Source organism: uncultured Flavobacterium sp., assembly GCF_963975005.1.
GTDB lineage: Bacteria > Bacteroidota > Bacteroidia > Flavobacteriales > Flavobacteriaceae > Flavobacterium.
Window position 1 is genome coordinate 16,213 of the sequence record NZ_CAXBFR010000012.1, and the last position, 25,092, is coordinate 41,304.

24 protein-coding genes are annotated in these 25,092 nt (G+C 29.3%); 20 read left to right on the forward strand and 4 right to left on the reverse strand.

Going from position 1 to position 25,092, the window contains the following annotated elements:
• Nucleotides 1-100 precede the first annotated feature (100 nt).
• The 19 genes from AACZ53_RS02765 to AACZ53_RS02855 all read left to right on the forward strand — a co-directional run bounded on the left by AACZ53_RS02765 (nucleotide 101) and on the right by AACZ53_RS02855 (nucleotide 20,366).
• Nucleotides 101-535 carry a thioredoxin family protein gene (locus AACZ53_RS02765; RefSeq protein ID WP_339834502.1) on the forward strand — a complete coding sequence of 145 codons (435 nt, stop codon included), beginning with the start codon at nucleotides 101-103 and terminating at the stop codon, nucleotides 533-535.
• 32 nt (nucleotides 536-567) lie between these two features.
• Nucleotides 568-1,518 carry an FAD:protein FMN transferase gene (locus AACZ53_RS02770; protein WP_339834504.1) on the forward strand — a complete coding sequence of 317 codons (951 nt, stop codon included), beginning with the start codon at nucleotides 568-570 and terminating at the stop codon, nucleotides 1,516-1,518.
• A gap of 1 nt (nucleotide 1,519) precedes the next feature.
• Complete coding sequence (locus AACZ53_RS02775; RefSeq protein ID WP_026715805.1) at nucleotides 1,520-1,729, forward strand: DUF4266 domain-containing protein; 210 nt, start codon at nucleotides 1,520-1,522, stop codon at nucleotides 1,727-1,729.
• 6 nt (nucleotides 1,730-1,735) lie between these two features.
• Complete coding sequence (locus AACZ53_RS02780; protein WP_339834507.1) at nucleotides 1,736-3,079, forward strand: DUF3570 domain-containing protein; 1,344 nt, start codon at nucleotides 1,736-1,738, stop codon at nucleotides 3,077-3,079.
• A gap of 82 nt (nucleotides 3,080-3,161) precedes the next feature.
• On the forward strand, nucleotides 3,162-3,830 hold the full coding sequence (locus tag AACZ53_RS02785) for a response regulator transcription factor (protein WP_339834509.1): 669 nt from the start codon (nucleotides 3,162-3,164) through the stop codon (nucleotides 3,828-3,830).
• 6 nt (nucleotides 3,831-3,836) lie between these two features.
• Nucleotides 3,837-5,234: a HAMP domain-containing sensor histidine kinase gene (locus AACZ53_RS02790; RefSeq protein ID WP_339834511.1), complete on the forward strand. Its 1,398-nt coding sequence runs from the start codon at nucleotides 3,837-3,839 to the stop codon at nucleotides 5,232-5,234.
• A 636-nt stretch (nucleotides 5,235-5,870) separates the two neighbouring features.
• Nucleotides 5,871-10,202, forward strand: coding sequence for a CusA/CzcA family heavy metal efflux RND transporter (locus AACZ53_RS02795; protein WP_339834513.1), 4,332 nt, complete (start codon nucleotides 5,871-5,873; stop codon nucleotides 10,200-10,202).
• A 1-nt stretch (nucleotide 10,203) separates the two neighbouring features.
• Complete coding sequence (locus AACZ53_RS02800; protein ID WP_339834515.1) at nucleotides 10,204-11,319, forward strand: efflux RND transporter periplasmic adaptor subunit; 1,116 nt, start codon at nucleotides 10,204-10,206, stop codon at nucleotides 11,317-11,319.
• Between the two features lie 11 nt (nucleotides 11,320-11,330).
• Nucleotides 11,331-11,828, forward strand: a complete 498-nt coding sequence (locus tag AACZ53_RS02805; protein WP_339834517.1) for a hypothetical protein — start codon at nucleotides 11,331-11,333, stop codon at nucleotides 11,826-11,828.
• Between the two features lie 21 nt (nucleotides 11,829-11,849).
• Nucleotides 11,850-12,557 (forward strand): VIT family protein, encoded by a 708-nt coding sequence (locus AACZ53_RS02810; protein WP_339834520.1) that lies wholly within the window; start codon nucleotides 11,850-11,852, stop codon nucleotides 12,555-12,557.
• A gap of 253 nt (nucleotides 12,558-12,810) precedes the next feature.
• Complete coding sequence (gene hisG / locus AACZ53_RS02815) at nucleotides 12,811-13,668, forward strand: ATP phosphoribosyltransferase (RefSeq protein ID WP_339834522.1); 858 nt, start codon at nucleotides 12,811-12,813, stop codon at nucleotides 13,666-13,668.
• A gap of 35 nt (nucleotides 13,669-13,703) precedes the next feature.
• The gene (gene hisD / locus AACZ53_RS02820) at nucleotides 13,704-14,993 is read left to right on the forward strand and encodes a histidinol dehydrogenase (protein WP_339834525.1); all 1,290 of its coding nucleotides are present in this window, start codon (nucleotides 13,704-13,706) and stop codon (nucleotides 14,991-14,993) included.
• Complete coding sequence (hisC, locus tag AACZ53_RS02825; RefSeq protein WP_339834528.1) at nucleotides 14,986-16,035, forward strand: histidinol-phosphate transaminase; 1,050 nt, start codon at nucleotides 14,986-14,988, stop codon at nucleotides 16,033-16,035. The genes hisD and hisC overlap by 8 nt, the downstream gene beginning before the upstream one ends.
• Nucleotides 16,028-17,164, forward strand: a complete 1,137-nt coding sequence (gene hisB / locus AACZ53_RS02830) for a bifunctional histidinol-phosphatase/imidazoleglycerol-phosphate dehydratase HisB (protein ID WP_339834531.1) — start codon at nucleotides 16,028-16,030, stop codon at nucleotides 17,162-17,164. Before hisC ends, hisB begins: the two co-directional genes overlap by 8 nt.
• On the forward strand, nucleotides 17,164-17,757 hold the full coding sequence (hisH, locus tag AACZ53_RS02835) for an imidazole glycerol phosphate synthase subunit HisH (protein WP_339834533.1): 594 nt from the start codon (nucleotides 17,164-17,166) through the stop codon (nucleotides 17,755-17,757). Before hisB ends, hisH begins: the two co-directional genes overlap by 1 nt.
• A gap of 14 nt (nucleotides 17,758-17,771) precedes the next feature.
• On the forward strand, nucleotides 17,772-18,497 hold the full coding sequence (hisA, locus tag AACZ53_RS02840; protein ID WP_339834535.1) for a 1-(5-phosphoribosyl)-5-[(5-phosphoribosylamino)methylideneamino]imidazole-4-carboxamide isomerase: 726 nt from the start codon (nucleotides 17,772-17,774) through the stop codon (nucleotides 18,495-18,497).
• A 2-nt stretch (nucleotides 18,498-18,499) separates the two neighbouring features.
• A complete protein-coding gene (gene hisF / locus AACZ53_RS02845; RefSeq protein WP_339834538.1) occupies nucleotides 18,500-19,255 on the forward strand; it encodes an imidazole glycerol phosphate synthase subunit HisF in 756 nt (251 codons plus the stop codon).
• 75 nt (nucleotides 19,256-19,330) lie between these two features.
• A complete protein-coding gene (hisIE, locus tag AACZ53_RS02850) occupies nucleotides 19,331-19,930 on the forward strand; it encodes a bifunctional phosphoribosyl-AMP cyclohydrolase/phosphoribosyl-ATP diphosphatase HisIE (RefSeq protein WP_339834541.1) in 600 nt (199 codons plus the stop codon).
• Nucleotides 19,931-19,973: 43 nt separating this feature from the next.
• On the forward strand, nucleotides 19,974-20,366 hold the full coding sequence (locus tag AACZ53_RS02855) for a hotdog domain-containing protein (RefSeq protein WP_339834543.1): 393 nt from the start codon (nucleotides 19,974-19,976) through the stop codon (nucleotides 20,364-20,366).
• A 4-nt stretch (nucleotides 20,367-20,370) separates the two neighbouring features.
• On the opposite strand, the gene AACZ53_RS02860 is transcribed toward AACZ53_RS02855, so the two are convergent.
• Complete coding sequence (locus tag AACZ53_RS02860) at nucleotides 20,371-21,411, reverse strand: T9SS type A sorting domain-containing protein (protein ID WP_339834545.1); 1,041 nt, start codon at nucleotides 21,409-21,411, stop codon at nucleotides 20,371-20,373.
• Nucleotides 21,412-21,576: 165 nt separating this feature from the next.
• On the opposite strand from AACZ53_RS02860, the gene AACZ53_RS02865 reads away from it, so the two are divergent.
• Complete coding sequence (locus AACZ53_RS02865) at nucleotides 21,577-22,248, forward strand: DUF2461 domain-containing protein (RefSeq protein WP_339834548.1); 672 nt, start codon at nucleotides 21,577-21,579, stop codon at nucleotides 22,246-22,248.
• Here the strand turns inward: AACZ53_RS02865 and AACZ53_RS02870 are convergent.
• From AACZ53_RS02870 to AACZ53_RS02880, 3 genes are all read right to left on the reverse strand, one after another.
• The gene (locus AACZ53_RS02870; RefSeq protein WP_339834552.1) at nucleotides 22,225-22,635 is read right to left on the reverse strand and encodes a glyoxalase; all 411 of its coding nucleotides are present in this window, start codon (nucleotides 22,633-22,635) and stop codon (nucleotides 22,225-22,227) included. The two genes, AACZ53_RS02865 and AACZ53_RS02870, sit on opposite strands and share 24 nt — an antisense overlap.
• 77 nt (nucleotides 22,636-22,712) lie before the next feature.
• Nucleotides 22,713-23,999 carry an OmpA family protein gene (locus AACZ53_RS02875; protein ID WP_339834555.1) on the reverse strand — a complete coding sequence of 429 codons (1,287 nt, stop codon included), beginning with the start codon at nucleotides 23,997-23,999 and terminating at the stop codon, nucleotides 22,713-22,715.
• Between the two features lie 141 nt (nucleotides 24,000-24,140).
• A partial coding sequence (locus AACZ53_RS02880; protein WP_339834558.1) for a mechanosensitive ion channel domain-containing protein occupies nucleotides 24,141-25,092 on the reverse strand: 952 nt, incomplete at its 5' end.

The following is a 25,092-nucleotide window of genomic DNA, read 5'->3' on the forward strand; positions in this document are numbered from 1 at the left end:
TTAATGTTAGGTGATCCTTAACTTAATATTTGCTTAAATAATTTTAATTATTAATACTAAATAACTTCAGAATTCGTTATTTTGTATAAAAATTATAAACATGAATAAAGTAGTAATAATCATTTGTCTTTTAGTAACTTCTTTTGTTTCTGCGCAAGATTGGAAAACAAGTTTAGATGATGCTAAAACCGAAGCAAAAAAAGAAACTAAAAATATAATTTTGGTATTTTCTGGTTCTGATTGGTGTGCACCTTGTATTAAATTAGATAGATCAATTTGGCAATCTGATGCTTTTAAAAAAGCTTCTGCTGAAAATTGGATTTTATTAAAGGCTGATTTTCCAAAGAAAAAAGCAAATGCATTATCAGAAGAGCAAACAAAAATAAATCAAGAATTAGCTGAAATATATAATCCTGAAGGAAGTTTTCCTAAAGTTGTTATTTTGGATAACGAAGGCAAGGTGCTTGGAATTATGGGTTATGAAAAAATAACAGCTGAAGAATATATCGTAAAACTAAAAACGTATACTAAGTAGTGAAAATATCATTGGTTTTCATATCATTGTTAATGTCGTTTGCAACTTTTAGTCAAGTTACTTTCAAGGAAAAGGCTTCTTTATTAGGAAGCCCTTTTGATATTACTGTTGTTGCCAAAGATTCAATTCAGGCAAATGCCTATACAAACGCAGCTATTGAAGAAGTAAAACGTATTGAAAATTTAATTTCAGATTGGATTCCAACAACACAAATTTCTAGTGTGAATGCTAATGCTGGAATTCAACCTATAAAAGTTGATGCTGAAGTCTATGATTTGGTTGAAAGAGCTTTAAAAATTTCAAAACTAACAAACGGAGCTTTCGATATTTCTTATGCTTCAATGGATAGAATTTGGAAATTTGATGGCAGCATGAAAAAAATGCCCTCAAAAGAAGAAATAAAGAAATCAGTTGAAAAAGTAGGATATCAAAATGTAATTCTAAATCCAAAAGACACCACTATTTTCCTTAAAAACAAAGGAATGAAAATTGGTTTAGGTGGAATTGGTCAAGGTTATATTGCAGATAAAATTAAAGAGTTATTAAAATCAAAAGGTTGTGAATCGGGTTTAGTAAATGTTTCTGGTGATATCAGTACTTGGGGAAAGCAAATTGATGGAAATCCTTGGACTATTGCAATTATAAACCCAATGAATAAGAATAAAGTATTTGCTACATTTCCTTTAGAAGATACAGCTGTTGAAACTTCAGGAAGTTATGAAAAATACGTCACATTTAATGGCAAAAGATATTCACATATAATAGATCCAAGAACTGGTTATCCAGCAAGTGGCATTGTAAGTATTTCGGTTTTTGCCAAACAAACAGAAATGGCAGATGCTTTGGCAACTGGAATTTTTGTAATGGGAGTTGAAGTTGGTCTTGACTTTGTAAATCAAATAAAAGGGTTAGAATGTATTATAGTAGACGATAAAGGAGTAATTCATACTTCAAAAAATATAGATTTAAAAAAACACGAATAAGATGAAAAAAGTAATGATAATTGCAGTTGTTTTGATAAGCTTACAATCTTGTAAAGCTGTGAAAGAATATGACATGCAAAAAATAAACGATACAACTATGAAATTATCTGCTCAAACAACAGAACGATACGAAACTGCATTTCAAGTCTATAGAGAAGCTGCTGCAGGAGCAAATGGTGGAAAAACAGGTGGAGGATGTGGTTGTAATTAATCTATTATGAAAAAGATATTAATTTTATTTACTGTTTTAAACATAACGTTATCATTTGCTCAGCAAAATGACACAATTGTTTATAAAAAACGTGTTTTAGAAAATACAGAAGTTGACTTTTTATTAAGTTACTATAAACAAGATGGAGTTCACTCTGCTGTTTCTGGAGGAATGGGTTCTGAGGACTTAACCGATGTTGCTTCAAATATTGTAGTTTCGATGCCTTTAAATGATGATGATATATTAACTGTTGACGCTGGAATTTCTGCTTATACTTCTGCATCATCAAGTAATATTAACCCTTATGACAAAATCAACACGAATCCTTGGCAAGCTTCATCGGGTGCTTCTCAAAGTGATCAACTAACTTCTTTGGTTGTAAATTATAGCCATTCTAGTGATGATAGAAATTTTGTTTGGAATGCTGATATTTCGTTTTCAAATGAATACGATTATACATCGTTTGGTTTTGGAGGTGGAGTAGCCAAGCTTTTCAACAATAAAAACACAGAACTTTCTTTAAAAGCAAATGTATATTTTGATCAATGGCGACCAATCTATCCAAAAGAATTAATTGATTATGCTGATAACAAATTCTATTATAATGTTTTAGATGAAAATGGTAACACAACTTCTGCATACAATCCTTCTTTATTTTCTACTTTAGATAAAGTCAATCGAAATTCTTATTCAGCTTCGTTTGGGTTTTCTCAAGTGGCGACAAAAAACATGCAGTTCTCCTTGTTTTTTGATGTAATTCAACAACAAGGTTTACTTTCTACACCTTATCATAGAGTTTATTTTGCTGATAAAGCTGATTATTATGTAGGTCAAGCACAATATATTCCTGTTTATGAAACCACACAAAATCAAGGTGTTTATAAATTAGCAGATGATATTGAACGTTTACCCGATTCAAGGACAAAAATTCCAGTTGGAGCTCGATTAAACTATTATTTAAATGAAAGAGTCACTATTAGAACTTATTACAGATATTATTGGGATAATTGGGGCATAACCTCTCATACAGCAAGTATTGAAGTCCCAATTAAGATTTCAGATAAATTTACTGTTTTTCCAATGTATCGTTACTATACACAACAACAATCGAAGTATTTTGCAGCTTTTGAAAAACATCTTTCAACAGAACAATATTATACTTCAGATTATGATTTATCTACTTTCAATGCAAATCAATATGGTTTTGGAGTCAATTATGTTGATATTTTTACCAATTTTCAAATTTGGAAATTCGGTTTGAAAAATATTGATTTTAGATTCAATCATTACACTAGAAGTGATGGTTTAAATGCAAATATTGCTAGTATTGGATTTAAATTTGTGATGTAAACTTAATTTTTGGTTAATGTTTTTTTTAAGTTTATAGTAATAATTCAATTTATAGTAATTTTATTCAATAATAAATTTCAAAATGAAAATCTTAGTAATTGAAGACGAAATAGGCATTGCCAACTTTCTTAAGCAAGGTTTAGAAGAAGAAGGATATGAAGTTTTAACAGCTTCAAATGGTCAATCTGGAATAGATTTAGCTTTGTCAGTTGATGTTGATTTAATTCTTTTAGATTGGATGTTACCAAAAGTTACTGGAATTGACGTTTGTAAAACCATAAGAAAAACAAATCTTGATGTGCCCATTTTATTCTTAACGGCAAAAGATACAGTTCAAGAAACTATTGAAGGTTTGCAAGCTGGTGCTAATGATTATATTAAAAAGCCGTTTAGTTTTGAAGAATTATTAGAACGCGTCAAAATATATTTTAGAAAGAACACAGTTGTTAACGTTTTAACTTTAGGAAATATTCAAATAAACTTATTAAAATATCAAGTTTTAATGGATGAAAAAGAAATTTCTCTTACGCAAAGAGAGTTTGAATTATTAACCTATTTAATTAAAAACAAAGGTAAAGTCTGTACCCGAAATCAAATTATTGAAGATGTTTGGAACATTCATTTTGAATATGATACCAGCGTGATTGATGTTTTTATGAATGCTATCAGAAAGAAAATAAACCTTAGTAAAGAGAATGATTTAATTAAAACAATTCGTGGAGTAGGTTATATTGCAAATGATTTAAACTAAAGAAATATGCCATCATTTTCATATAGAAATAGAATTGCCTTTTATTACATAATCACAACAGCTTTATTAATTTCTGTAGTATTTACTGTGATTTACATTAGTGTAAAAGAATCTGTATATAGAGATATTGAAAACAATATTACTTTAGAAAAAATAAAATTACTTGATGAAATAAGTATTTTCGACAAAGGTTTTATATTATTAGACCAACACGAATGGAAAGAAAAAGAGCATAATACTTTAGATGTTAATCCAATATTTATTCAGTTTGCAAATACTGAAGGAAAAATGTTTGACAAATCACCAAACTTAAAAAATTCTCAACTAATTTTTCATACATCAGATGAAGGTTTACCCTTATATTTTGATGCTAAATTGAATCAAATTGCAATCAGACAATCTCAAATTCATGTAACATATAAAGGTAAAGTAGTTGGTTATCTAATTATTGCTATGTCTTTGGAAGATGCAAATTTAGTGCTACGTAATTTACGTTATACTTTATTATTAGCTTTTCCTTTAGTACTTGGAATATTATTTTTAGTAGCTAGATTTATTGTAGGAAGAAGTATTGAACCTGTTAAAACTATTATAGAAACTTCTAATAAAATAACAAAAGACAACCTTAATACAAGGATTTCACTTCCTGAAAACAAAGATGAATTATATGAATTATCAGATACTATAAATAACCTCTTAAATCGAATTGAAAATGCAATAGAACGAGAAAAGCAATTTACTTCAGATGCATCTCACGAATTAAGAACTCCTTTGGCTATAATTAAAGGAACACTTGAAGTTTTAATTCGTAAACCACGAGAAAAACAAGAATATGAAGATAAAATTAATTTTTGTATTAGCGAAGTTGATAGAGTAAACAAATTGGTTGATGAGCTATTATTATTAGCACGATTTGAAAATGAAAAACAAAATATAAAATCAGAAAGTGTATTGTTAAATGCTCTTTTATTAGATACTTCAGCTCGTTTTTCAGAAAAAATTAATGGTAAACAATGCAAAATAAGTAACCAATTTGAGGATGAAGTTTATGTGCAGTCAGATTATAGTTTAGTTTCAATAATTCTTAGTAATATTTTATCAAACGCTTTAAAATATTCTTATGAGAATTCAACTATTACACTAAAAATATACATTGAAAACAATACTATAAAATGTAGTATAACTGATCAAGGAATAGGAATTTCTGAGGAAGACAAAGATAAAATTTTCAATGCATTTTTTAGATCAGAAAGTTTAAATCATCCAGACATTAAAGGAACTGGTTTAGGATTATCAATTGTAAAAAGACTTTGTGAATTACTAAACATCACAATAAATATAGAATCAGAGTTAAATAAAGGGACAACAATTGTTTTAAGTTTTCCTGAAGAAGAAATTAAGTAATTCTTAATCTTTCTTTATATTTTGTAGTTTACTTTTGCAGTATAAGTTTCAATTTTATTAAAATTCAAGAAACGAAACTTCAAAAAAAAATATTGTATTTGGTTGAAATGAGTTGTTTCTCAAATAACTAGAACTAATAAATTTTTCACTAATTTTGTAATATGAATAAGGTAGTTGCCATTTTTTTAATAACAGTCTTTTTGTGTGCAAACACATCAATAGGGCAATTATTGAAGATTCCTAACTTATTCGAACATTATAAAGAATATAAAAAAGAAGTATCTCATAAATCAACTTCTCTTACTCAATTTATAATAATTCATTATTCAAAAAATACGGATAACAATAAAAAAGAGCATCAAAATTTACCTTTTAAAACTTTTGATAATTCTACTCATGTATTGTTTACCTTTTCAAATATATGCTTTCAACTTGAAATTGTAAAACCATTAATTTCAGAGAAAAAGAAATTTTTTTACAAAAATTCATTTAAGTCAAATTTATTTACTTCTATTTGGCTTCCACCTAAATTGGTCTAACATAATATTATATAGAAATTATAGCTAATTTCCATATCATCATTTGTATTTATTTGTAAATCAAATACATACTATTGTTAATTTTAATTTAATAAAAATGTTAGAAAAAATAATTGCTTTTAGTCTTAAAAATAAATTCATTGTGATTTTATTCACATTAGGTATTTTTGGATTTGGATTGTATTCATTAACCCAAATCTCTATTGGTGCTGTTCCTGATGTAACTAATAATCAAGTACAAGTTATCACTACTTCACAAAATCTTTCTACACAAGATATAGAACAATATATTACTTATCCAGTAGAACTAGAAATGGCTAATTTGCCAGGTGTAGATGAAATTCGTTCGGTTTCAAAATTCGGATTATCTGTTGTAACTATTGTCTTTAATGACGAAATAGGAACGTATTTACCAAGACAATTAATTGCTGAAAAAATAAAATCAGCTTCTGAAAAAATTCCTGCTGGTTTTGGAACTCCTCAAATGGGTCCAATCACAACAGGTTTAGGTGAAATTTATCAATACACTTTAGAGGTAAAACCCGAATATAAAGATGAATATTCTGTTACTGATTTAAGAACCTTGCAAGATTGGGTTGTTAAACGTCAATTATCTGGTATAAAAGGTGTTGTAGAAATCAATACTTGGGGTGGATATTTAAAACAATATGAAATAGCTGTTGTTCCATCTGCCTTAAAGTCCATGAACATTACGATAAGTGATGTTTTGACTGCTTTAGAAAAAAACAACAGTATTGCTGGTGGAGCTTACATTGAAAAAACCAATCAAAGTTATTTCATTCGTGGGGAAGGAAAAGTAAAATCCATTGAAGATATTAATAACATTGTGATTAAAACCTCGAATGGAAATCCAATTTTAGTTAAGAATGTCGCTAATGTAAAATATGGTGCAGCCAATCGTTTTGGAGCTATAACAGGAAACGGAGAAGGTGAAAAGGTTTTAGGGCAAGTCATGATGCTAAAAGGAGGAAACTCTAAACAAGTCATTGATGATGTTAAAGCAAGAGTTTTAGAAATAGAGAAAACATTACCAAAAGGAGTTTACATCAACGGATTTTTAGAACGAAGTGAACTAGTAGGAAAAACTACTTTTACAGTAGCAGAAAACCTTATTTTAGGTTGTTTGATAGTGATTTTTGTAGTGGTTTTATTATTAGGAAATTGGCGTTCAGGCTTAGTGGTTGCATCAGTAATTCCATTATGTTTGTTATTTGCCATTTCATTTATGAATATTTTCGGAATTGATGCCAATTTAATGAGTTTAGGTGCTATTGATTTTGGAATAATTATAGATGGAGCCGTCATTATTGTCGAGTTCATTGCCTTCCAAATTGCTCATAAATCCAAACACTTAGTAAATTTATCTAAAGAAGATAGGCAGATTCAAATTGACGAAATCACTTATAAAAGTGCTTCAAAAATGATGAATTCGGCTATTTTTGGTCAATTAATTATCTTAATTGTATTCATTCCTATTTTATCACTATCTGGAGTTGAAGGAAAAATGTTTAGACCTATGGCAATGACATTTAGCTTTGCTTTAGTAGGAGCTATGTTATTTTGTTTTACTTATGTTCCGGTAATTTCATCTTTATTTTTAAAACCAAAAGAAGAAAACCCAAATTCACTTTCGAATAGATTGATTAACAAATTGAATTCTTGGTATTTACCTTCCATAAATTGGGCTTTAAATAACACTAAAAAAGTTTTATATGGTGCATTGGGACTTTTGGTTATGGCAGTACTTTTATTTACAACTATGGGTGGTGAGTTTATTCCAACTTTAGATGAAGGAGATTTTGTAATTCAACCCGTTTTAAAAACAGGAACATCTCTAACCAAGACTATTGAAACTACTACAAAAATCGAACAAATAATTCTGAAAAACTTTCCTGAAGTGGATCAAGTTGTTAGTAGGATAGGTGCAGCTGAAGTTCCAACCGATCCAATGAGTATGGAAGAAAGTGATGTAATTGTCAAGTTGAAACCAAAATCAGAATGGGTTTCAGCTGATACCAAAGATGGATTAGCTGATAAAATCAAAGAAGCCATCGAAAAAAAGATTCCAAACATGGAAATCGAATTCACACAACCTATTGAAATGCGTTTTAACGAATTAATTTCAGGAACGCGTTCAGATGTTGCTATAAAAGTTTTCGGTGACGATTTAGATATTTTAGCTCGAAAAGCTGACGAAATTGCCAAAGCGATTAAAAATGTAGAAGGAGCTTCAGATATTATAATCGAAAAAACAGAAGGTTTGCCTCAAATGGCTGTCAAATACAACCGTTCAAAAATAGCCCAATACGGAATGAACATTGCCGATTTAAATGATGTTTTATCGCTAGCTTTCTCCGGAAAAATAGTGGGAACTGTCTTTGAAGGTGAAAAACGTTTTGATATGGTCATTCGTTCGGACAAAAACAATCGTACAGATATTCAAGATATTCAAAATTTATATGTTTCTACTCCAAATGGAAATCAAATTCCAATGCAAGAATTAGCTACTATTGAATACACAACTGGACCAGCAAAAATTTCCAGAGATAATACCAACAGAAGAATTGTAGTTGGAATTAACGTTAGAAATAGAGATTTACAAAGTGTTGTAGATGATATTCAGAAAATTGTGAATACAAAAATTAAATTACCAACAGGTTATAGAGTAACGTATGGTGGACAATTTGAAAACTTACAAAGTGCAAAAGACCGATTGATGATTGCTGTTCCTATAGCTTTAGCATTGATTTTTATATTGTTATACTTTGCTTTTGGATCAATTAAAGAAGCGTTGATGGTTTATTCAGCGATTCCATTATCTGCAGTGGGGGGTATTTTATTCTTATGGATTCGCGATTTGCCTTTCAGTATTTCAGCTGGTGTAGGGTTTATTGCTCTTTTCGGAATAGCCGTTTTAAATGGAATTGTATTAATCGAACATTTTAAAGAACTAAAACACCAAGGTATGAAAGATATCAATGAATTAATTTTAAAAGGAACAACCGATAGATTAAGACCTGTTTTACTAACAGCAAGTGCAGCTGCATTAGGGTTCTTACCAATGGCAATTTCATCTTCAGCTGGAGCAGAAGTACAAAGACCATTAGCAACCGTTGTAATTGGTGGATTATTCACCGCAACATTATTAACGATGTTAGTTTTGCCAATTCTTTATAAAATTTTAGATACTAAAGAATTTAAAAAACCAAGATTTAAAAAACACAATACTGGAACTTATATTATTGCTTTTTTCTTTTTTACAAGTTTTGGATTTTCACAAAATAATAGTGTTGAACTAGATAGTTTAATTGCAAAAGGTATTGCAAACAATAAAAACATTAAAGCTTTACAATTACAAGTAGATAAAGCTGAAATTTCTATTAAGTCAGCTTATTCTTTTGATAAAACAATGGTTTATTACAGTTATGATCAAAATAATTTAGCCATAAATAACGAACCTTTAAAAGTGTTTGGAATTCAACAAACATTTGCTTTTCCAACCGTTTATGGGGCTCATAAAAAAGTTTTGACAGCTGAATTTGAAAAAGAAAAATCAAGATTAGCACTTCAAAAAAATCAATTGGCCAATGAAATTTCTGTAAAATACAACCAAATTGTTTATGTGCAACACAAGCAAAAATTGTATCAGTATTTGGATAGTTTATACCAAAATTTCTCAATAGCAAGTGATAGAAGATTTGAATTAGGAGAAAGCAATTATCTTGAAAAAATTACAGCTCAAGCTAAATTTCGTCAAATAAACACTCAATTAATTCAGTTAGAAAAAGAAAAGATTGGATTATATGAAATGTTGCAAGTTTTGGTTCAATCAGAGGAAAAAATCAGTATAAGATCAACTGAATTAGAACAAAAAAATATTTTAAATTATAGCAATAATAAAGAGCTTTATAACTCATATTATCAGAATATTACGGAAATTTATAAAAAACAAATTAGTTTTCAAAAACAACAAGCTTTACCTGATATTCATTTGCAATATTTTCAAGGAAAGAACACAGGATTATCTTCTTCATTATATGGTTTTCAAGTTGGAATAGGTATTCCGTTATTCTACAATAGCTCAAAAAATAAAGTAGCAAAATTAGAATTACAAAGTTGGGAAACGCAAAAAGAAAATGAAATGCTGAAAATCGAAGCTCACTTAAAACAAAAAAACCAGGAGTTAGACCAGTATAAAGAAAGCATTAATTATTATAGTCAATATGGTAAAAAGCTTTCAGAAGAAATTCTAAAAGTAGCCAACATGAGTTATAAACATGGAGAAATTGACTTTTTTCAATACATTTTAAGTCTAGATAATGCTACATCAATCCAAATTGATTATTTGGATGCTTTATTAAAATACAATTTAACACAATTACAATTACAATATATAACAATACAATAAGATGAGAAAATTAACTTACATTATAGCTTTAACTTTGATTTTAACTTCTTGCAAAAACAATAAAGAAGAAGTAGTTGAGCCCACAGATGATGGTATAATAACCGTAACAAAAGAACAGTTTCAATCTTCAAAATTAGAAATTGGAACACCAAAAGAGCAAGATTTCAATGTAGGAATTAAAGCTACCGGAAAAATTGATGTTCCACCAGAAAATAGAGCCAAAATAACATCATTCGTTGGAGGTTATGTAAAAACAACGCACTTGTTAATTGGTGATAAAGTAAAAAAAGGGCAAGCTTTAATTACGCTTGAGAACACTGAATTTATTGATATTCAGAAAGATTATTTAGAAGTTGCTGAACAAATTAGTTATTTAAAATCAGAATACGATAGACAAAAAACCTTGTATGATGAAAAAATCACTTCTCAAAAAAACTATCTAAAAGCTGAAAGTGAGTACAAAAGAGCTAACGCAATGTATCAGAGTTTAAAAAAGAAATTAGAGTTATTAAACATTTCTCCTGCTCAAGTTTTAAAAGGAAATCTAACTTCAACGATTACACTTTTTGCACCTATTACTGGTGATATTACGGTTATGAATGCTAATGTTGGAATGTTCATGTCTCCTTCAGATGTGATTTTAGAGATTGTTGATACCGAACATTTACATGTTGAATTAGCCGTTTTTGAGAAAGATATTTTGAAAGTTAAAATAGGACAAAGTATTGAATTTTCAGTTCCACAAGCTTCCAAAGAAACTTTTAAAGCAGAAGTGGTTTTAGTTGGTAAATCTATTGAAGGAAACGACAGAACAATCATGATTCATGGACATTTAGACAATTCAATTAAACAAAGATTATTAACTGGAATGTTTGTTGAAGCAACCATTTTAACTGATTCTAAAAAAGGATTCGCTATTCCAAAGGATGCTTTAATAACAGAAGCTGATAAAAACTACTTACTCTTATTAAAATCTAATGAAAATGGTAAATATACATTTGAAAAAGTTGTGGTAGAAATCGGAGAAAAATCAGCTTCAGAAGTAGAAATAATTGAAAACGAAAGAATTAACAAAGATGCTAAAATCTTAGTAAAAGGAGTTTTTGACATTTATTAAATAAATACATTATGAACGATGCACATTTACACATGGTAGTAAACCATTTTCCAATCATCGGAGTTATTTTTGGAACAGGTATTTTAGTAGTTGGAATAGTTTTAAAAAACAAATCAGTTCAAAATACAGCATTTATAGTATTAGCCATTGCTGCCATTTTCGGATTTGCTAGTATGGCAACTGGAGAAGGAGCAGAGGAAATTGTGGAAGATTTACCAAGTGTTGGAGATCAAATCATTCACACACATGAAGAATTAGCTGAAAAATTTGCTATCTTTTTATATGCAACAGGATTATTAGCACTAATTAGTCTATTTTTGAATATTAAAAATAATACAAAAGTTAAGTTTCTAATTTATGCAACTTTAGGTGCTTCAATATTGACTTGTCTATTTGCACAATCAGTTGGAACTTCTGGTGGTGAAATTCGACATACAGAAATTAGAACAGTTAACAATCAAGCATCTACAAATTTAAATTCAGAACAAGAACACGAAGAAGAAGATTAATTTCATTAAAGACAAAACTATATGGAAAACGAAATTGATAGTTATTTAGACAACCATTACATTCACAAAAGCAATTGGTTAAGAGCTGCTGTTTTAGGAGCCAATGACGGAATATTATCTACTTCAAGTTTGGCAATTGGTGTAGCAGCAGCAAGTGATCTAAGAGATCCGATAGTTTTGGCAACGCTTGCTGGTTTAGTTGCAGGTGCTTTATCTATGGCAGCTGGTGAATATGTTTCTGTGAGTTCACAAACTGACGTTGAACAAGCCGACATTGAAAGAGAAAAAATTGAACTTGTCGAAATGCCTGAATTAGAATTACAGCGTTTAACTGAAATATATGTTCAAAGAGGTTTAAAAAAAGATACAGCTCTTCTGGTAGCCAAAGAATTAACTGCTCACGATGCTTTAGGAGCACATATAAGAGATGAATTAGGAATAAACGAAATAAGTCAAGCAAATCCATTGCAAGCAGCTTTAGCTTCCGGAGTAGCTTTCACCGTTGGAGGTGCATTACCTTTTTTAGTAACTTTATTTCTTCCTGTTAAAAACATGGAATTTTGGCTTTATGGATTAGCTCTTTTATTTTTGGCTTTTCTTGGGGCTTTGGCAGCAAAAACGGGTGGTTCGAACGTAACAAAAGCAGTATTGAGAGTTACCTTTTGGGGTACAATTGCTATGGTACTAACCGCTTTAGTAGGGCACATTTTTGGAGTTCAACTTGCTTAAACAAAATATAAATTTTCATAAAAATTTGTTTATTCGGAAATTATGCCTTTATATTTGCACTGTTAAAAAATAACAATATATCATGTTTACAAATAAATTACATCATCATCATCATTTAAACCACGCTCAAGCTAGGTAATGATGTTTTATGTAATACACTAAAATAAATTATAAACCCGTTTGAGTATATCAAACGGGTTTTTTCTTTCCAAGAAATAGCAAGTGATATATTCAGACATTTCTCAAAATTAAAATGAAAATATTAAAAATTGCTATTCAAAAATCAGGTCGCTTGTACGACGAAAGTATTCAACTCTTAAAAGATTCAGGTATTTCTGTTTACAATGGAAATGACCAACTAAAAGTAACAGCTTCCAATTTTCCTCTTGAAGTTTACTTTTTAAGAAATTCAGATATTCCACAATATTTAATCGATGGAGTAGTTGATATCGCTATTGTTGGAGATAATCTTTTAGTAGAAAAAGGAAAAAATATTGAAATAGCTGAAAAATTGGGTTTTTCAAAATGTAAAGTTTCTGTAGCTGTTCCTAAAGCATTTAAATACAATTCTATAAATGACTTGAATGGATTAAGAGTTGCAACTTCTTATCCAAAAACAGTTACTGATTATTTTTCTTCCAAAGGAATTTCAGTTGATATTCACCAAATTTCAGGATCAGTTGAAATCGCTCCAAATATTGGTTTATCTGATGCTATTGTTGATATAGTTTCCAGTGGAAGTACATTATTCAAAAATGGTTTAAAAGAAGTAGAAGTCATTTTAAAAAGTGAAGCTGTTTTAGCCGTTTCTCCTCAAATTTCTGAAGAATCAAAAGCTCTGTTGAGTAAACTTCAATTCAGAATGCAATCGGTTTTACGTTCTAGAAAATCGAAATATATTCTAATGAACGTACCTAATGACAAAATAGAAATAATTAGTTCTATTCTTCCAGTTTTAAAAAGTCCAACCGTAATGCCTTTAGCAGAAGAAGGATGGAGTAGTGTTCACTCTGTGATTGAAGAAGATACTTTTTGGGATGTTATTGACCAATTAAAAGAAGCTGGAGCAGAAGGGATTTTAGTTTGTCCAATCGAAAAAATGGTTCTCTAACTAATTACTTTTTACTAATCACTAATTACTTTAAAATGAACAAAATATATAATCCACAACCAAAAAAATGGGAAGAAATCTTAAAAAGACCTACTCAAACTTTTGATGATGTTGAAGAAACCGTAAAACAAATCTTTAAAGAAGTTCAAAGAAAAGGAGATAAAGCTTTAGCAAAATATACTTCTTATTTTGATGGTGTAGAATTAGAATCATTTCTTGTTACTACTGATGAAATTCAAAAAGCAGAAAGTGAAATTTCTCAAGATTTAAAAGATGCTATTCAATTAGCAAAATCAAATATTTATAACTTTCACAAAGCTCAAAAAACCGAAAAAATAAGTATTGAAACCACAGAAGGAGTTCAATGTTGGCAAGAAAAAAGACCGATTCAAAAAGTTGGTTTGTATATTCCAGGTGGTTCTGCTCCTTTGTTTTCAACAGTTTTAATGTTGGCTGTTCCAGCTACAATTGCAGGTTGCAAGGAAATTATATTATGCACACCACCAGATAAAAACGGAAATATCAATCCAGCTATCTTATTTGCAGCTTCTCTTTGCGGTGTGACTAAAATATATAAAGTTGGTGGCATTCAAGCAATCGCTGCTATGACTTTTGGGACAAAAACAATTGATAAAGTCTACAAAATTTTCGGACCTGGAAACCAATTTGTAACAATTGCAAAACAATTTGCTTCTCAAAACGGAGTCGCTATTGATATGCCTGCTGGACCAAGTGAATTGTTAGTTTATGCTGACGAAACGGCTGTTCCATCATTTGTAGCTTCAGATTTATTGAGTCAAGCTGAACATGGAAAAGACAGTCAAGTCATTCTGGTCACAACTTCAAAAACTATTTTAGAGGATGTTGAAGAAGAAATTTACAAGCAATTAGAAGTTTTGCCAAGAAAAGATATTGCTCAAGTAGCCATAAATAATTCTAAACTAATTTTTATGGATTCTGAGGAAAAAGCGTTGGAACTAATTAATGATTATGCTCCTGAACATTTTATAGTTTGTTCCAAAAACGAAGATTTTTTCATCAACGGAATTGAAAATGCTGGCTCTATTTTTATCGGAAACTTTACTCCAGAAAGTGCTGGTGATTATGCTTCTGGAACCAATCACACGCTGCCAACTAATGGATATTCAAAAAGTTATAGTGGTGTGAATTTAGATAGTTTTCTAAAAGCTATGACGTTTCAAAAAATTTCAGAAAAAGGAATTCAAAATATTGGTAAAGCTATTGAATTAATGGCAGATGCCGAAGGACTACAAGCTCACAAAAATGCCGTTTCATTAAGATTAAATACTTTAAAGAATGACTAATTTCGATATCAATAAATTAACTAGGACAAATGTTTTAAACATGAAACCTTATTCGTCGGCAAGAGATGAATTCAAAGATTTTAAACATGAAATGATTTATTTAGACGCCAATGAAAATCCATTCGACAATAGTGTGAATCGTTATCCTGATCCACAACAATTAGAATTAAAAGAACTCATTGCCGAAAAAAGAGATGTTAAAGTTGAAAATATTTTAATTGGAAACGGTAGCGATGAAGTTTTAGACTTATTATATAGAGCTTTTTGTGAACCTTATAAAGACAATGTAATCACATTGCCTCCAACTTATGGAATGTATGAAGTATTAGCCAATATAAATGCAGTAGAAAATAGAGCAGTTCTTTTAACTGATGATTTTCAACCGAATGCTGAAGCTATACTAAGTAAAACAGATGAAAACACTAAAATTTTATTTTTGTGTTCTCCAAATAACCCAACTGGTAACTCTTTTTCAGACAAAATCGTATTTGACTTGTTAAGTAATTTTAGTGGTTTGATTTTGATTGATGAAGCCTATATTGATTTTTCTGAAAGAGACAGTTGGTTGTTATTACTGAAAGAATATCCAAATTTAGTAATTTGCCAAACACTTTCTAAAGCTTATGCAATGGCTGGTATGCGAGTTGGAATTTTATACGCTTCTGCGGAAATTATTGCAATATTAAACAAAATAAAACCTCCATATAACATCAATATACTTTCACAAGAAAAAGCTATAAAGAAATTACAACAAAGTACATTAGATTTTCAGGTCAAGAAAATTATTGGAGAAAGAGATAAATTATTTGAAGCTTTAAAAACAGTCGATTTTATTGAAAAAGTTATACCTTCAGATGCTAATTTTATATTAGTTAAAGTAGATGATGCTAATTTGCGTTACCAACAATTTATTGATAATGGAATTGTTGTTAGAAACAGAAGCAATCAACCTTTATGTGATAATTGCTTACGAATAACAATTGGTACAAAAGACGAAAATGAAAAAGTGATACAACTTTTAAAAACACTGCAATATGCCTAAAAAAGTATTATTCATCGATAGAGATGGAACGATAATAAAAGAAACGCAAGACGAACAAATCGATGCGTTTGATAAAATGATTTTTTATCCAAAGTGTATTCCTTTCTTGAGTAAAATTGCTAAAGAATTGGATTACGAATTGGTTATGATAACCAATCAAGACGGTTTAGGAACTGATATATTTCCTGAAAATACTTTTTGGCCAGTGCATAATTTTATAATGAAAACCTATGAAAATGAAGGAGTTATTTTTGATAAAGTCTTTTTAGACAAAACATTTCCAAGCGATAATGCAAATACAAGAAAACCTGGAACAGGTTTATTAACAGGCTATTTTTCTGAAGGTTATGATTTAGAAAATTCATTTGTAATTGGTGATAGATTAACTGATGTTGAATTAGCTAAAAATTTAGGTTCAAAAGCAATATTTATAAATGATAATACAAATTTAGGAACTACAGAAATTTCAGTAAAACATGAAGAATTACAACCCACAATAGCTTTAGAAACAAATGATTGGGAAAAGATTTATGAATTTCTAAAATTGGAAAGTAGAACAGCCTCAATTCAAAGAAAAACGAATGAAACATATATTTCAATAACTTTAAACCTTGATGGAACTGGAAAAAGTAAAATTTCAACTGGAATTGCCTTTTTTGATCATATGTTAGATCAAATTGCTCGTCACGGACAAATGGATTTAGATATTCAAGTAAAAGGTGATTTAGAAGTAGACGAACACCACACTATTGAAGACACAGCGATTGCTTTAGGTGAAGTTTATGCAAAAGCTTTAGGAACTAAATTAGGCATAGAACGTTACGGATTTTGTTTGCCAATGGACGATTGCTTAGCACAAGTAGCTATTGATTTTGGAGGAAGAAATTGGTTAGTTTGGGAAGCAGATTTCAAACGAGAAATGATTGGACAAATGCCAACCGAAATGTTTTATCACTTTTTTAAATCCTTTACAGATGGTGCAAAAGCCAATTTGAACATAAAAGCAGAAGGTACAAATGAACACCACAAAATTGAAGCAATTTTTAAAGCTTTCGCAAAAGCTATAAAAGTAGCTGTTAAACGTGATGTAGAAAAAATGATTTTACCATCTACAAAAGGAATGTTATAATGAATATTGTAATTATTGATTATGGTGCTGGAAATATTCAAAGCATCCAATTTGCTCTTGAAAGACATGGTTTTATAGGTATTTTGAGTAGTGATTGGAGCGAAATTCAAAAAGCAGATAAAGTTATTTTTCCTGGAGTTGGTGAAGCGAGTAGTGCGATGAAAAAACTCAAGGAAAGTGGTTTAGATTTACTAATTCCAACTTTAAAACAACCTGTTTTAGGTATTTGTTTGGGAATGCAATTGTTATGCAAATCAACCGAAGAAGGCAACACGAAAGGACTCGGAATTTTTGATGTAGATATACTAAAATTTTCCAATAAAGTCAAAGTTCCTCAAATGGGTTGGAATACTATTTATAATTTAAAATCACCTTTATTTCAAGATATTAAAGAGCATGAATTCATGTATTTAGTACATAGTTTTTATGCTCCAAAATGTACAGAAATGATTGCAACAACAAATTACGAAAAGGAATACGCAACAGCTTTACAAAAAAATAATTTCTACGGAGTACAATTTCACCCAGAAAAAAGTGGAACGTTCGGAGAACAAGTCTTAAAAAACTTCTTATTTCTAAATTCTAAATTCTAAATTCTAAATTCAACATGAGAATAATCCCAGCCATAGATATAATAGATGGAAAATGTGTTCGTTTATCCAAAGGAGATTACGACACCAAAAAAATATATAACGAAAATCCTTTAGAAGTTGCCAAATCATTTGAAGATGCAGGGATTGAATACTTACATTTAGTGGATTTAGATGGAGCAAAATCAAGTAGAATAATAAATCACAAAGTATTAGAACAAATTGCTTCAAAAACGAAGCTTAAAATTGACTTTGGTGGTGGTTTAAAAACGAATGAAGATTTAAAAACAGCTTTTGAAAGTGGTGCAAATCAAATTACTGGAGGAAGTATTGCTGTCAAAAATCCAACTTTATTCAAAGAATGGATTAACCAATATGGAATGGATAAAATAATTCTTGGAGCTGATGCAAATAATAGAAAAATTGCCGTTTCAGGCTGGTTAGAAGAAAGTAATGAAGAAGTCATTCCATTTATTAAAAGCTATCAATTAGAAGGAATTTCGTATGTAATTTGTACAGATATTGCAAAAGACGGAATGTTAGAAGGACCAAGTTTTGATTTATATAAAGAGATTTTATCAAAATGTGAAAACGTCAAGTTAATAGCTTCTGGGGGAATTTCAACTTTTGATGAATTACCCAAATTAGCCGAATTAGGTTGTGAAGGAACAATCATAGGAAAAGCGATTTATGAAGGAAGAATAACCTTGAAACAATTAGAAAATTTCATTTTAAACCAATAAGAATGTTAACGAAGAGAATAATTCCGTGCTTAGACATCAAAAATGGACGAACTGTAAAAGGTGTCAATTTTGTGGATTTAAGAGATGCTGGTGATCCTGTTGAATTGGCTAAGAAATATTCAGAAGAAGGTGCAGACGAATTGGTTTTCCTAGATATTTCAGCTACAGAAGAAAGAAGGAAAACTTTAGTCGATTTAGTTAGAAATGTAGCTAAAGCAATTAATATTCCGTTTACGGTTGGTGGTGGAATCAGTTCTGTGGAGGATGTTTCCATATTACTCAAAAATGGAGCTGATAAAGTTTCAATCAATTCATCTGCAGTTAAAAATCCGGATTTGATTAATGAATTAGCACAAGAGTTTGGAAGTCAATGTGTAGTAGTTGCTATTGATGCTAAAAAAATTAATGATGATTGGATAGTACATTTAGTAGGAGGAAAGGTTCCAACCGAATTAAACCTATTTGATTGGGCAATTGAAGTAGAAAAAAGAGGTGCAGGTGAAATTTTATTCACATCGATGAATAACGACGGAACTAAAAACGGATTTGCCAATGAAGCGTTAGCTAAACTTTCAACTTTAGTCAATATTCCAATTATAGCTTCAGGTGGAGCAGGAACTATGCAGCATTTTACCGATACTTTTATTAACGGAAAAGCAGACGCAGCCTTAGCAGCCAGTGTTTTTCACTTCCAAGAAATTGAAATTCCTGAATTAAAAAAACATTTAAAAGAACAAAACATAGAAGTACGAATTTAGGTTTAAAATAAATTATGATTTTTACAAATAACATAATCTTTCAATTTTAAATCATTCAATCTTTAAATAAGAAACATGAAAATAGATTTTACAAAAAACACAGATGGATTAATTCCAGCCATAATTCAAGATAACGAAACTAAAAATGTTTTGATGTTGGGTTATATGAATCAAGAAGCATACGACAAAACTTTGGAAACCAATAAAGTGACATTTTTCAGTCGTTCCAAAAACAGATTATGGACAAAGGGTGAGGAGAGTGGTAACTTTTTAAACCTAATTTCAATCAAAAATGACTGTGATAATGATACTTTGTTAATTCAAGTAAATCCAGTTGGACCAACATGTCACACAGGTTCAGATACTTGTTGGCAAGAAGAAAATAAGCAAGAATATGGTTTCATTTCTAAGTTGGAAAACACAATTCAGAATAGAAAAGAAAATGCTAATTCAGAAAAAAGTTATGTAGCTTCTTTATTTGAAAAAGGTATTAATAAAATTGCTCAAAAAGTTGGGGAAGAAGCTGTTGAAGTTGTGATTGAAGCTAAAGATTCAAATGATGAGTTATTTTTATCAGAAAGTGCTGATTTATTATTTCACTATTTAATATTATTACAAGCCAAGGGATTTAAATTGAATGATGTAATTTTAGTTTTAAAACAGAGAGAAAAATAAATAAGTTGTAAATTTGTATTCCTAATTAAAATAAACTTCAAATATGAAATTTCACACACGTAAATGGGTAAAACCCGAAGATTTAAATGCCAATGGTTCACTTTTTGGAGGAAAACTTTTATCATGGATTGATGAGGAAGCTGCTTTATATACAATTATTCAGTTTGAAAATAATAAAGTTGTAACCAAATATATGAGTGAAATCAACTTTATGAGTTCAGCCAAACAAGGTGATATTGTTGAAATAGGAATGGAAGTTGTAAAATTCGGAAAATCTTCTATTGTATTAAAATGTGAAGTAAGAAATAAAATGACCCATGAAACCATCATTACAATTGAAAATATAACGATGGTTAATTTAGGACCTGATGGAAAACCAAAACCTCATGGAAAGATTGAAGTTGAATATGTAGTTGATAGATTAAAAGATAGGTAGTTATTTAATTTTTAATAATTTTTGTCATTTTACCGTTAACAGATAATAAATAGGTAGCCGAGTTTAAATTAGAAATATCAATTTGATTATTTTGAATATTTAAAGTTGAAACTAAATTTCCTTTCAAATCATAAATTTGACCTTTTTCTATTTCTAATTCGCTTTTTAAATTTATTATTCCGTTTGAAGGATTTGGATAAACAGTTAGCGTTTCAGATGTTTTAACATTTGATTTTGTATCTAATACAATATTATTTAAAGAATTTAAAGTTACTTTAGAAATTTTACCAGAAACAGTTTGAATAAAATATAAATCATCATTTACAATAGTTATTCCATTAGGCCAAGAACTTGGTGGCAATTGAATATTACTTGTCATTTGAAAATTAGGTAAAGAATAATACGATATTGAATTCCCTGAACTTTCACAAATAAAAAGATTATCATTGTTTAATACTATTCCAGAAGCGTAATTTAAACCCGTTAGTATTGTTGTTACACCATTGGTTGCACAACTGTATTTATATAATGAATTAGCCGTATTAGAAGTGAAATATAATTCGTTATTTAGTAAAGCAAAAAAATTGGGTTTATAATTGGTCAAAATATCTGTAATTACATTTGTTGACAAGTTAATTTTTGAAATTTTTTCAGCAACATATTGACCAATATATAAATCATTATTTATTTGTGCCATAGGACCAGCAATTGCTGCAAGCTCTATAGGTTGTGCATTTTCGAGTGAAAGATCTATTTTATAAGTTTTATAAGGACTTTCTACACCAACATATAATACATTATTCATAATATAAATGAAATTAGGATTTTCATTAAATTGATAAACTAATTCAACTGTAGGAGTAGAGCTTGTATAATCAAATTTATAAACTTTCTTATGACTATAGGCAGTAAAATAAATATAGTTATCTTTATGGGCAAGATTTGTAATTCCTGCTGAACTTAAATTGGTAATAACGTCTGTTACTTGGCAATAAGACACATTTGCCATAAGTATGGCTACAAATAATAATAATTTAGTTCTCATAATTTCGTTGTTTTATTTGGAATTAAATATATTCTTTATATCGATTAAATGTGATATTTTATCGATTAAGTGTAAATCTAACTTATTTTTTGATACAACGACATTAAAAATCAGAATATTTTTAAAAATTGCGGTTAAACCGTAAAAATTTAACAACATTATTATATGAAATCAACATTAGAAGGTATATTAAACTATTTATCTCAATTAAAAGACAATAATAATAGAGAATGGTTTGCAGAAAATAAACTTGTTTTCGAACAAGAGCAAAAAAAAATAAAATCCTTTTTCACATCAATTAAACAAAGTTTAGAGGAAATAGATGCTATTGAAAAAATGCAAGTTTTTAGAATCTATAGAGATGTAAGATTTTCTAAAGACAAAACACCTTATAAATCACATTTCAGTGCTGGTTTTGTTCGACAAAAACCGAATTTACGTGGAGGATACTATTTGCATATAGAAGAAAATGCAACTTTTGTTGGTGGTGGATTTTGGGAACCTAATAAAGATGACTTATTACGCATTCGAAAGGAATTAGCTATTGATGCATCAGAATTAAGAGAAATTATAGAACAAAAAGAGTTTATAAAATACTTTGGTTCTCTTGAGGGTGAAGAGTTAAAAACAGCACCAAGAGATTTTGATAAAAATCATCCTAATATAGATTTGATTAGAAAAAAACAATATTTAGTCACCAGAAAATTTACAAATAAAGAAGTACTTTCTCCAGAATTTGAAAAAGAAGTAATAGCTACTTTTAAAGCTATGCGACCTTTTTTTAATTATATGAGTGATGTTTTGTCTACAGATTTAAACGGTATTTCTCTCTATTAATTCAAATAATTGAACTTGACTTTTTAAACGTTCTATAACTAAGGTCATCATTCTTTTATTTAAGTTTGATGAATTTGTGATGTAGTTTTGAAATTCATCCATAGTAAACCAGGCAATCACCATTCCTTTTAAGGTATTTCTATACTTAATATCACGTTGAATAGCATTTTCTATAAAGGCTAGTTTTTTTTCAACCGAAAGGGAGTAAAAATCATTTTTATGTTTAGTTATATAGTTTCTAAAGCTTTCAATAAATAAATCATTATTTAACTTTAGAATAGGTCTAAGTGTTTGATTTTGAAATTTTTCTTCTGATGAGGAGTTTTCAGAAACGATTCCAATTGTATTTTCTCTTAACTTTAAAAGTAATTCATCTCGTGTTTCCATTTTCTTTTAAAGGTAAAAAAAAATAGTCTCTAATTTCTTAGAGACTATTTAAGTTATTAAAAACTATTTGTTTATAATTATTTTATTTTGAATGCCACTTTTCTTACTAAAGAAAGATTAGCAGCACCTTCACCTAAAGTATCTTCACCTTGAGGAATTATTGTCATTCTTGAACCTGCTATTCCAGCTTTTTCAACAATTGATTTAACCCTTTCAGCTCTTTTTCTAGATAACTCATTATTGTATTCGTTTGAACCTCTTGTGTCAGCTGTTCCGATTATATCAGCAGTTGCAGTTGGATTATCTCTTAAATAGTTTATCACAAAGTATAAATCATTTGTAGAAGATGATTTAGGATCAAAAGAATCTGTATCAAAGAAAATATTAATGTATCCTTGGTTAATTAATTCTAAAGGTGATTTATTTCCTCTTCCACCAGTTGTACCATTAGTTTCATTTGAAACAGCTACAGCTTCTTTTGTTTTAGCTTCAACATATCTTTCTAATTCATCTGGAATACCATTATTGTTTAAGTCAATTGCTCTTCCTTTAGCATCAACAGCAACTCCATTTGTTGTATTGTTTTCAACATCTAAATAGTCAGGCACACCATCTCTGTCTGTATCATTCATCATGGTTTCAATTTCAGCCATTCTGTCTTCCATTTCTGCTTGTCTTTCATCTTGCATTTCATAAGCCCAGTCAGCATGTACATCATTACTACCTAAATAGATTGATAAACCAATAGTTGCATTATATAATGTACCATTAAAACCTCTGTCGTCTGGAACATTTCCAAATCCAGAAGCTCCATCAAAAGTATAATGTTGTCTTATATTATTAATCATTGTAAAGTCAGCGTTTAAAGCAACTTTCTCTGTTAATTTATATTGTCCAGTTAAACCAATTAAGACATTGGTCATGTTATCATTTCCATCAAAATTATTTGAATTCATGAACGAATAACCTAAACCACCATGAGCCTGAATGTTAAAACTTTGAGTAAATTCTTCAAAATTTAAAGCTCTACCAACGTTTAAGACTCCTTGTAAGTTAACTCTATAGTATTGAGATTTAAAAGGTAGAACATCTTTTGGATTTTCAAAACTGTCATATCCAAAATCTACTTTCATACCAAATTTTGGGTTAAACATATATCTTGCTCCTAAATCAACATGGAAGAAAGATAAATCTTCAACATAATAACCTGGTAAAAATGGAGTAGTAGGTCTAGAAAGACCACCATTTATATCAATCGACCATCTGTTATAAACACTTGATTGCATTTCTCCATTTACTTCTTCTTCTTGGGCTATTGCACTTGTTAATATGAATAACGACAATAATAGTAATAATTTTTTCATGAATTTGTTTAATGTTTATGTAAGTTTACAAAAGTATTAAAATTATTATTAACAAATAGCTTTTTTTTACAAAAAAACCGTTTTTTTGCTATTTATGGATAAGAAATACCTTAATAACAATATTACTTAAGTTGAAATTTATTAGTTTTTATTGTAGTTAAACTCTAATATTTCCAAATCGAAATAACTTACAGATGAAACGACATGATCCATTATATCTGCCATAATGTGTTCATAATTTTCCCAAACCTTATCTTTTGAGAAGCAATAAATTTCTAATGGAATTCCTAATTCAGAAGGTTGTAAATAACGAACCATTAATAACATCTCTTTGTTAATTCCAGGATGAGCTTCTACATATTGTTGAATAAATTTTCTAAATAAGCCCAAATTAGTTAAGTTTCTGCCATTTAATATGACAGATTTATCAACAGAATTAGTTGCATTGTATTTCTTGATATCAGTTTGTCTATGAGAAATATAAGATGTAAGTAAATCTAATTTTTCATATTTTGACAATTCATCATCAGTAACAAATCTAACAGAACTAGGTTTAATTAAAAAACTACGTTTAAAACGTCTTCCATCAGAATTTTGCATTCCTCTCCAATTTCTAAAACTATCAGAAATTAAGCTGTAGGTAGGAATTGTTGTTGTAGTATTATCAAAATTTCTGACTTTTACAGTTGCTAAATTAATCTCGATTACATCTCCATCTGCACCAAATTTTTCCATGGTAATCCAATCACCAATACGAACCATATCATTTACAGAAACTTGAATACTAGCCACAAATCCTAAAAGAGTATCTTTGAAAATTAAGAAAATTAAAGCTGAAATTGCTCCAAAAGTGGCTAATAATGTACTAATATTAGTATCAAACATTATTAAAACAAAGGACGTAATTCCAAAAGTCCAAAGAACGATCATTATTACCTGAATGTAACTATCAATAGGTTTATCACTAAATCTTGGTTTATGTTTTAAATAATCTCTAAGGGAATTAAAAACACTTCTAATAATCCAAAGTGATAATACTATTATATAGATTTGTACTCCTTTTGAAAAAAACTCTTCCCAATAAACAAATTTC

Bases quoted from the DNA above. Each gene is read 5' to 3' on its own strand.
- AACZ53_RS02765 (WP_339834502.1), top strand. From the start codon at position 101: ATGAATAAAGTAGTAATAATCATTTGTCTTTTAGTAACTTCTTTTGTT.
- AACZ53_RS02770 (WP_339834504.1), top strand. From the start codon at position 568: ATGTCGTTTGCAACTTTTAGTCAAGTTACTTTCAAGGAAAAGGCTTCT.
- AACZ53_RS02775 (WP_026715805.1), top strand. From the start codon at position 1,520: ATGAAAAAAGTAATGATAATTGCAGTTGTTTTGATAAGCTTACAATCT.
- AACZ53_RS02780 (WP_339834507.1), top strand. From the start codon at position 1,736: ATGAAAAAGATATTAATTTTATTTACTGTTTTAAACATAACGTTATCA.
- AACZ53_RS02785 (WP_339834509.1), top strand. From the start codon at position 3,162: ATGAAAATCTTAGTAATTGAAGACGAAATAGGCATTGCCAACTTTCTT.
- AACZ53_RS02790 (WP_339834511.1), top strand. From the start codon at position 3,837: ATGCCATCATTTTCATATAGAAATAGAATTGCCTTTTATTACATAATC.
- AACZ53_RS02795 (WP_339834513.1), top strand. From the start codon at position 5,871: ATGTTAGAAAAAATAATTGCTTTTAGTCTTAAAAATAAATTCATTGTG.
- AACZ53_RS02800 (WP_339834515.1), top strand. From the start codon at position 10,204: ATGAGAAAATTAACTTACATTATAGCTTTAACTTTGATTTTAACTTCT.
- AACZ53_RS02805 (WP_339834517.1), top strand. From the start codon at position 11,331: ATGAACGATGCACATTTACACATGGTAGTAAACCATTTTCCAATCATC.
- AACZ53_RS02810 (WP_339834520.1), top strand. From the start codon at position 11,850: ATGGAAAACGAAATTGATAGTTATTTAGACAACCATTACATTCACAAA.
- hisG (WP_339834522.1), top strand. From the start codon at position 12,811: ATGAAAATATTAAAAATTGCTATTCAAAAATCAGGTCGCTTGTACGAC.
- hisD (WP_339834525.1), top strand. From the start codon at position 13,704: ATGAACAAAATATATAATCCACAACCAAAAAAATGGGAAGAAATCTTA.
- hisC (WP_339834528.1), top strand. From the start codon at position 14,986: ATGACTAATTTCGATATCAATAAATTAACTAGGACAAATGTTTTAAAC.
- hisB (WP_339834531.1), top strand. From the start codon at position 16,028: ATGCCTAAAAAAGTATTATTCATCGATAGAGATGGAACGATAATAAAA.
- hisH (WP_339834533.1), top strand. From the start codon at position 17,164: ATGAATATTGTAATTATTGATTATGGTGCTGGAAATATTCAAAGCATC.
- hisA (WP_339834535.1), top strand. From the start codon at position 17,772: ATGAGAATAATCCCAGCCATAGATATAATAGATGGAAAATGTGTTCGT.
- hisF (WP_339834538.1), top strand. From the start codon at position 18,500: ATGTTAACGAAGAGAATAATTCCGTGCTTAGACATCAAAAATGGACGA.
- hisIE (WP_339834541.1), top strand. From the start codon at position 19,331: ATGAAAATAGATTTTACAAAAAACACAGATGGATTAATTCCAGCCATA.
- AACZ53_RS02855 (WP_339834543.1), top strand. From the start codon at position 19,974: ATGAAATTTCACACACGTAAATGGGTAAAACCCGAAGATTTAAATGCC.
- AACZ53_RS02860 (WP_339834545.1), bottom strand. From the start codon at position 21,411: ATGAGAACTAAATTATTATTATTTGTAGCCATACTTATGGCAAATGTG.
- AACZ53_RS02865 (WP_339834548.1), top strand. From the start codon at position 21,577: ATGAAATCAACATTAGAAGGTATATTAAACTATTTATCTCAATTAAAA.
- AACZ53_RS02870 (WP_339834552.1), bottom strand. From the start codon at position 22,635: ATGGAAACACGAGATGAATTACTTTTAAAGTTAAGAGAAAATACAATT.
- AACZ53_RS02875 (WP_339834555.1), bottom strand. From the start codon at position 23,999: ATGAAAAAATTATTACTATTATTGTCGTTATTCATATTAACAAGTGCA.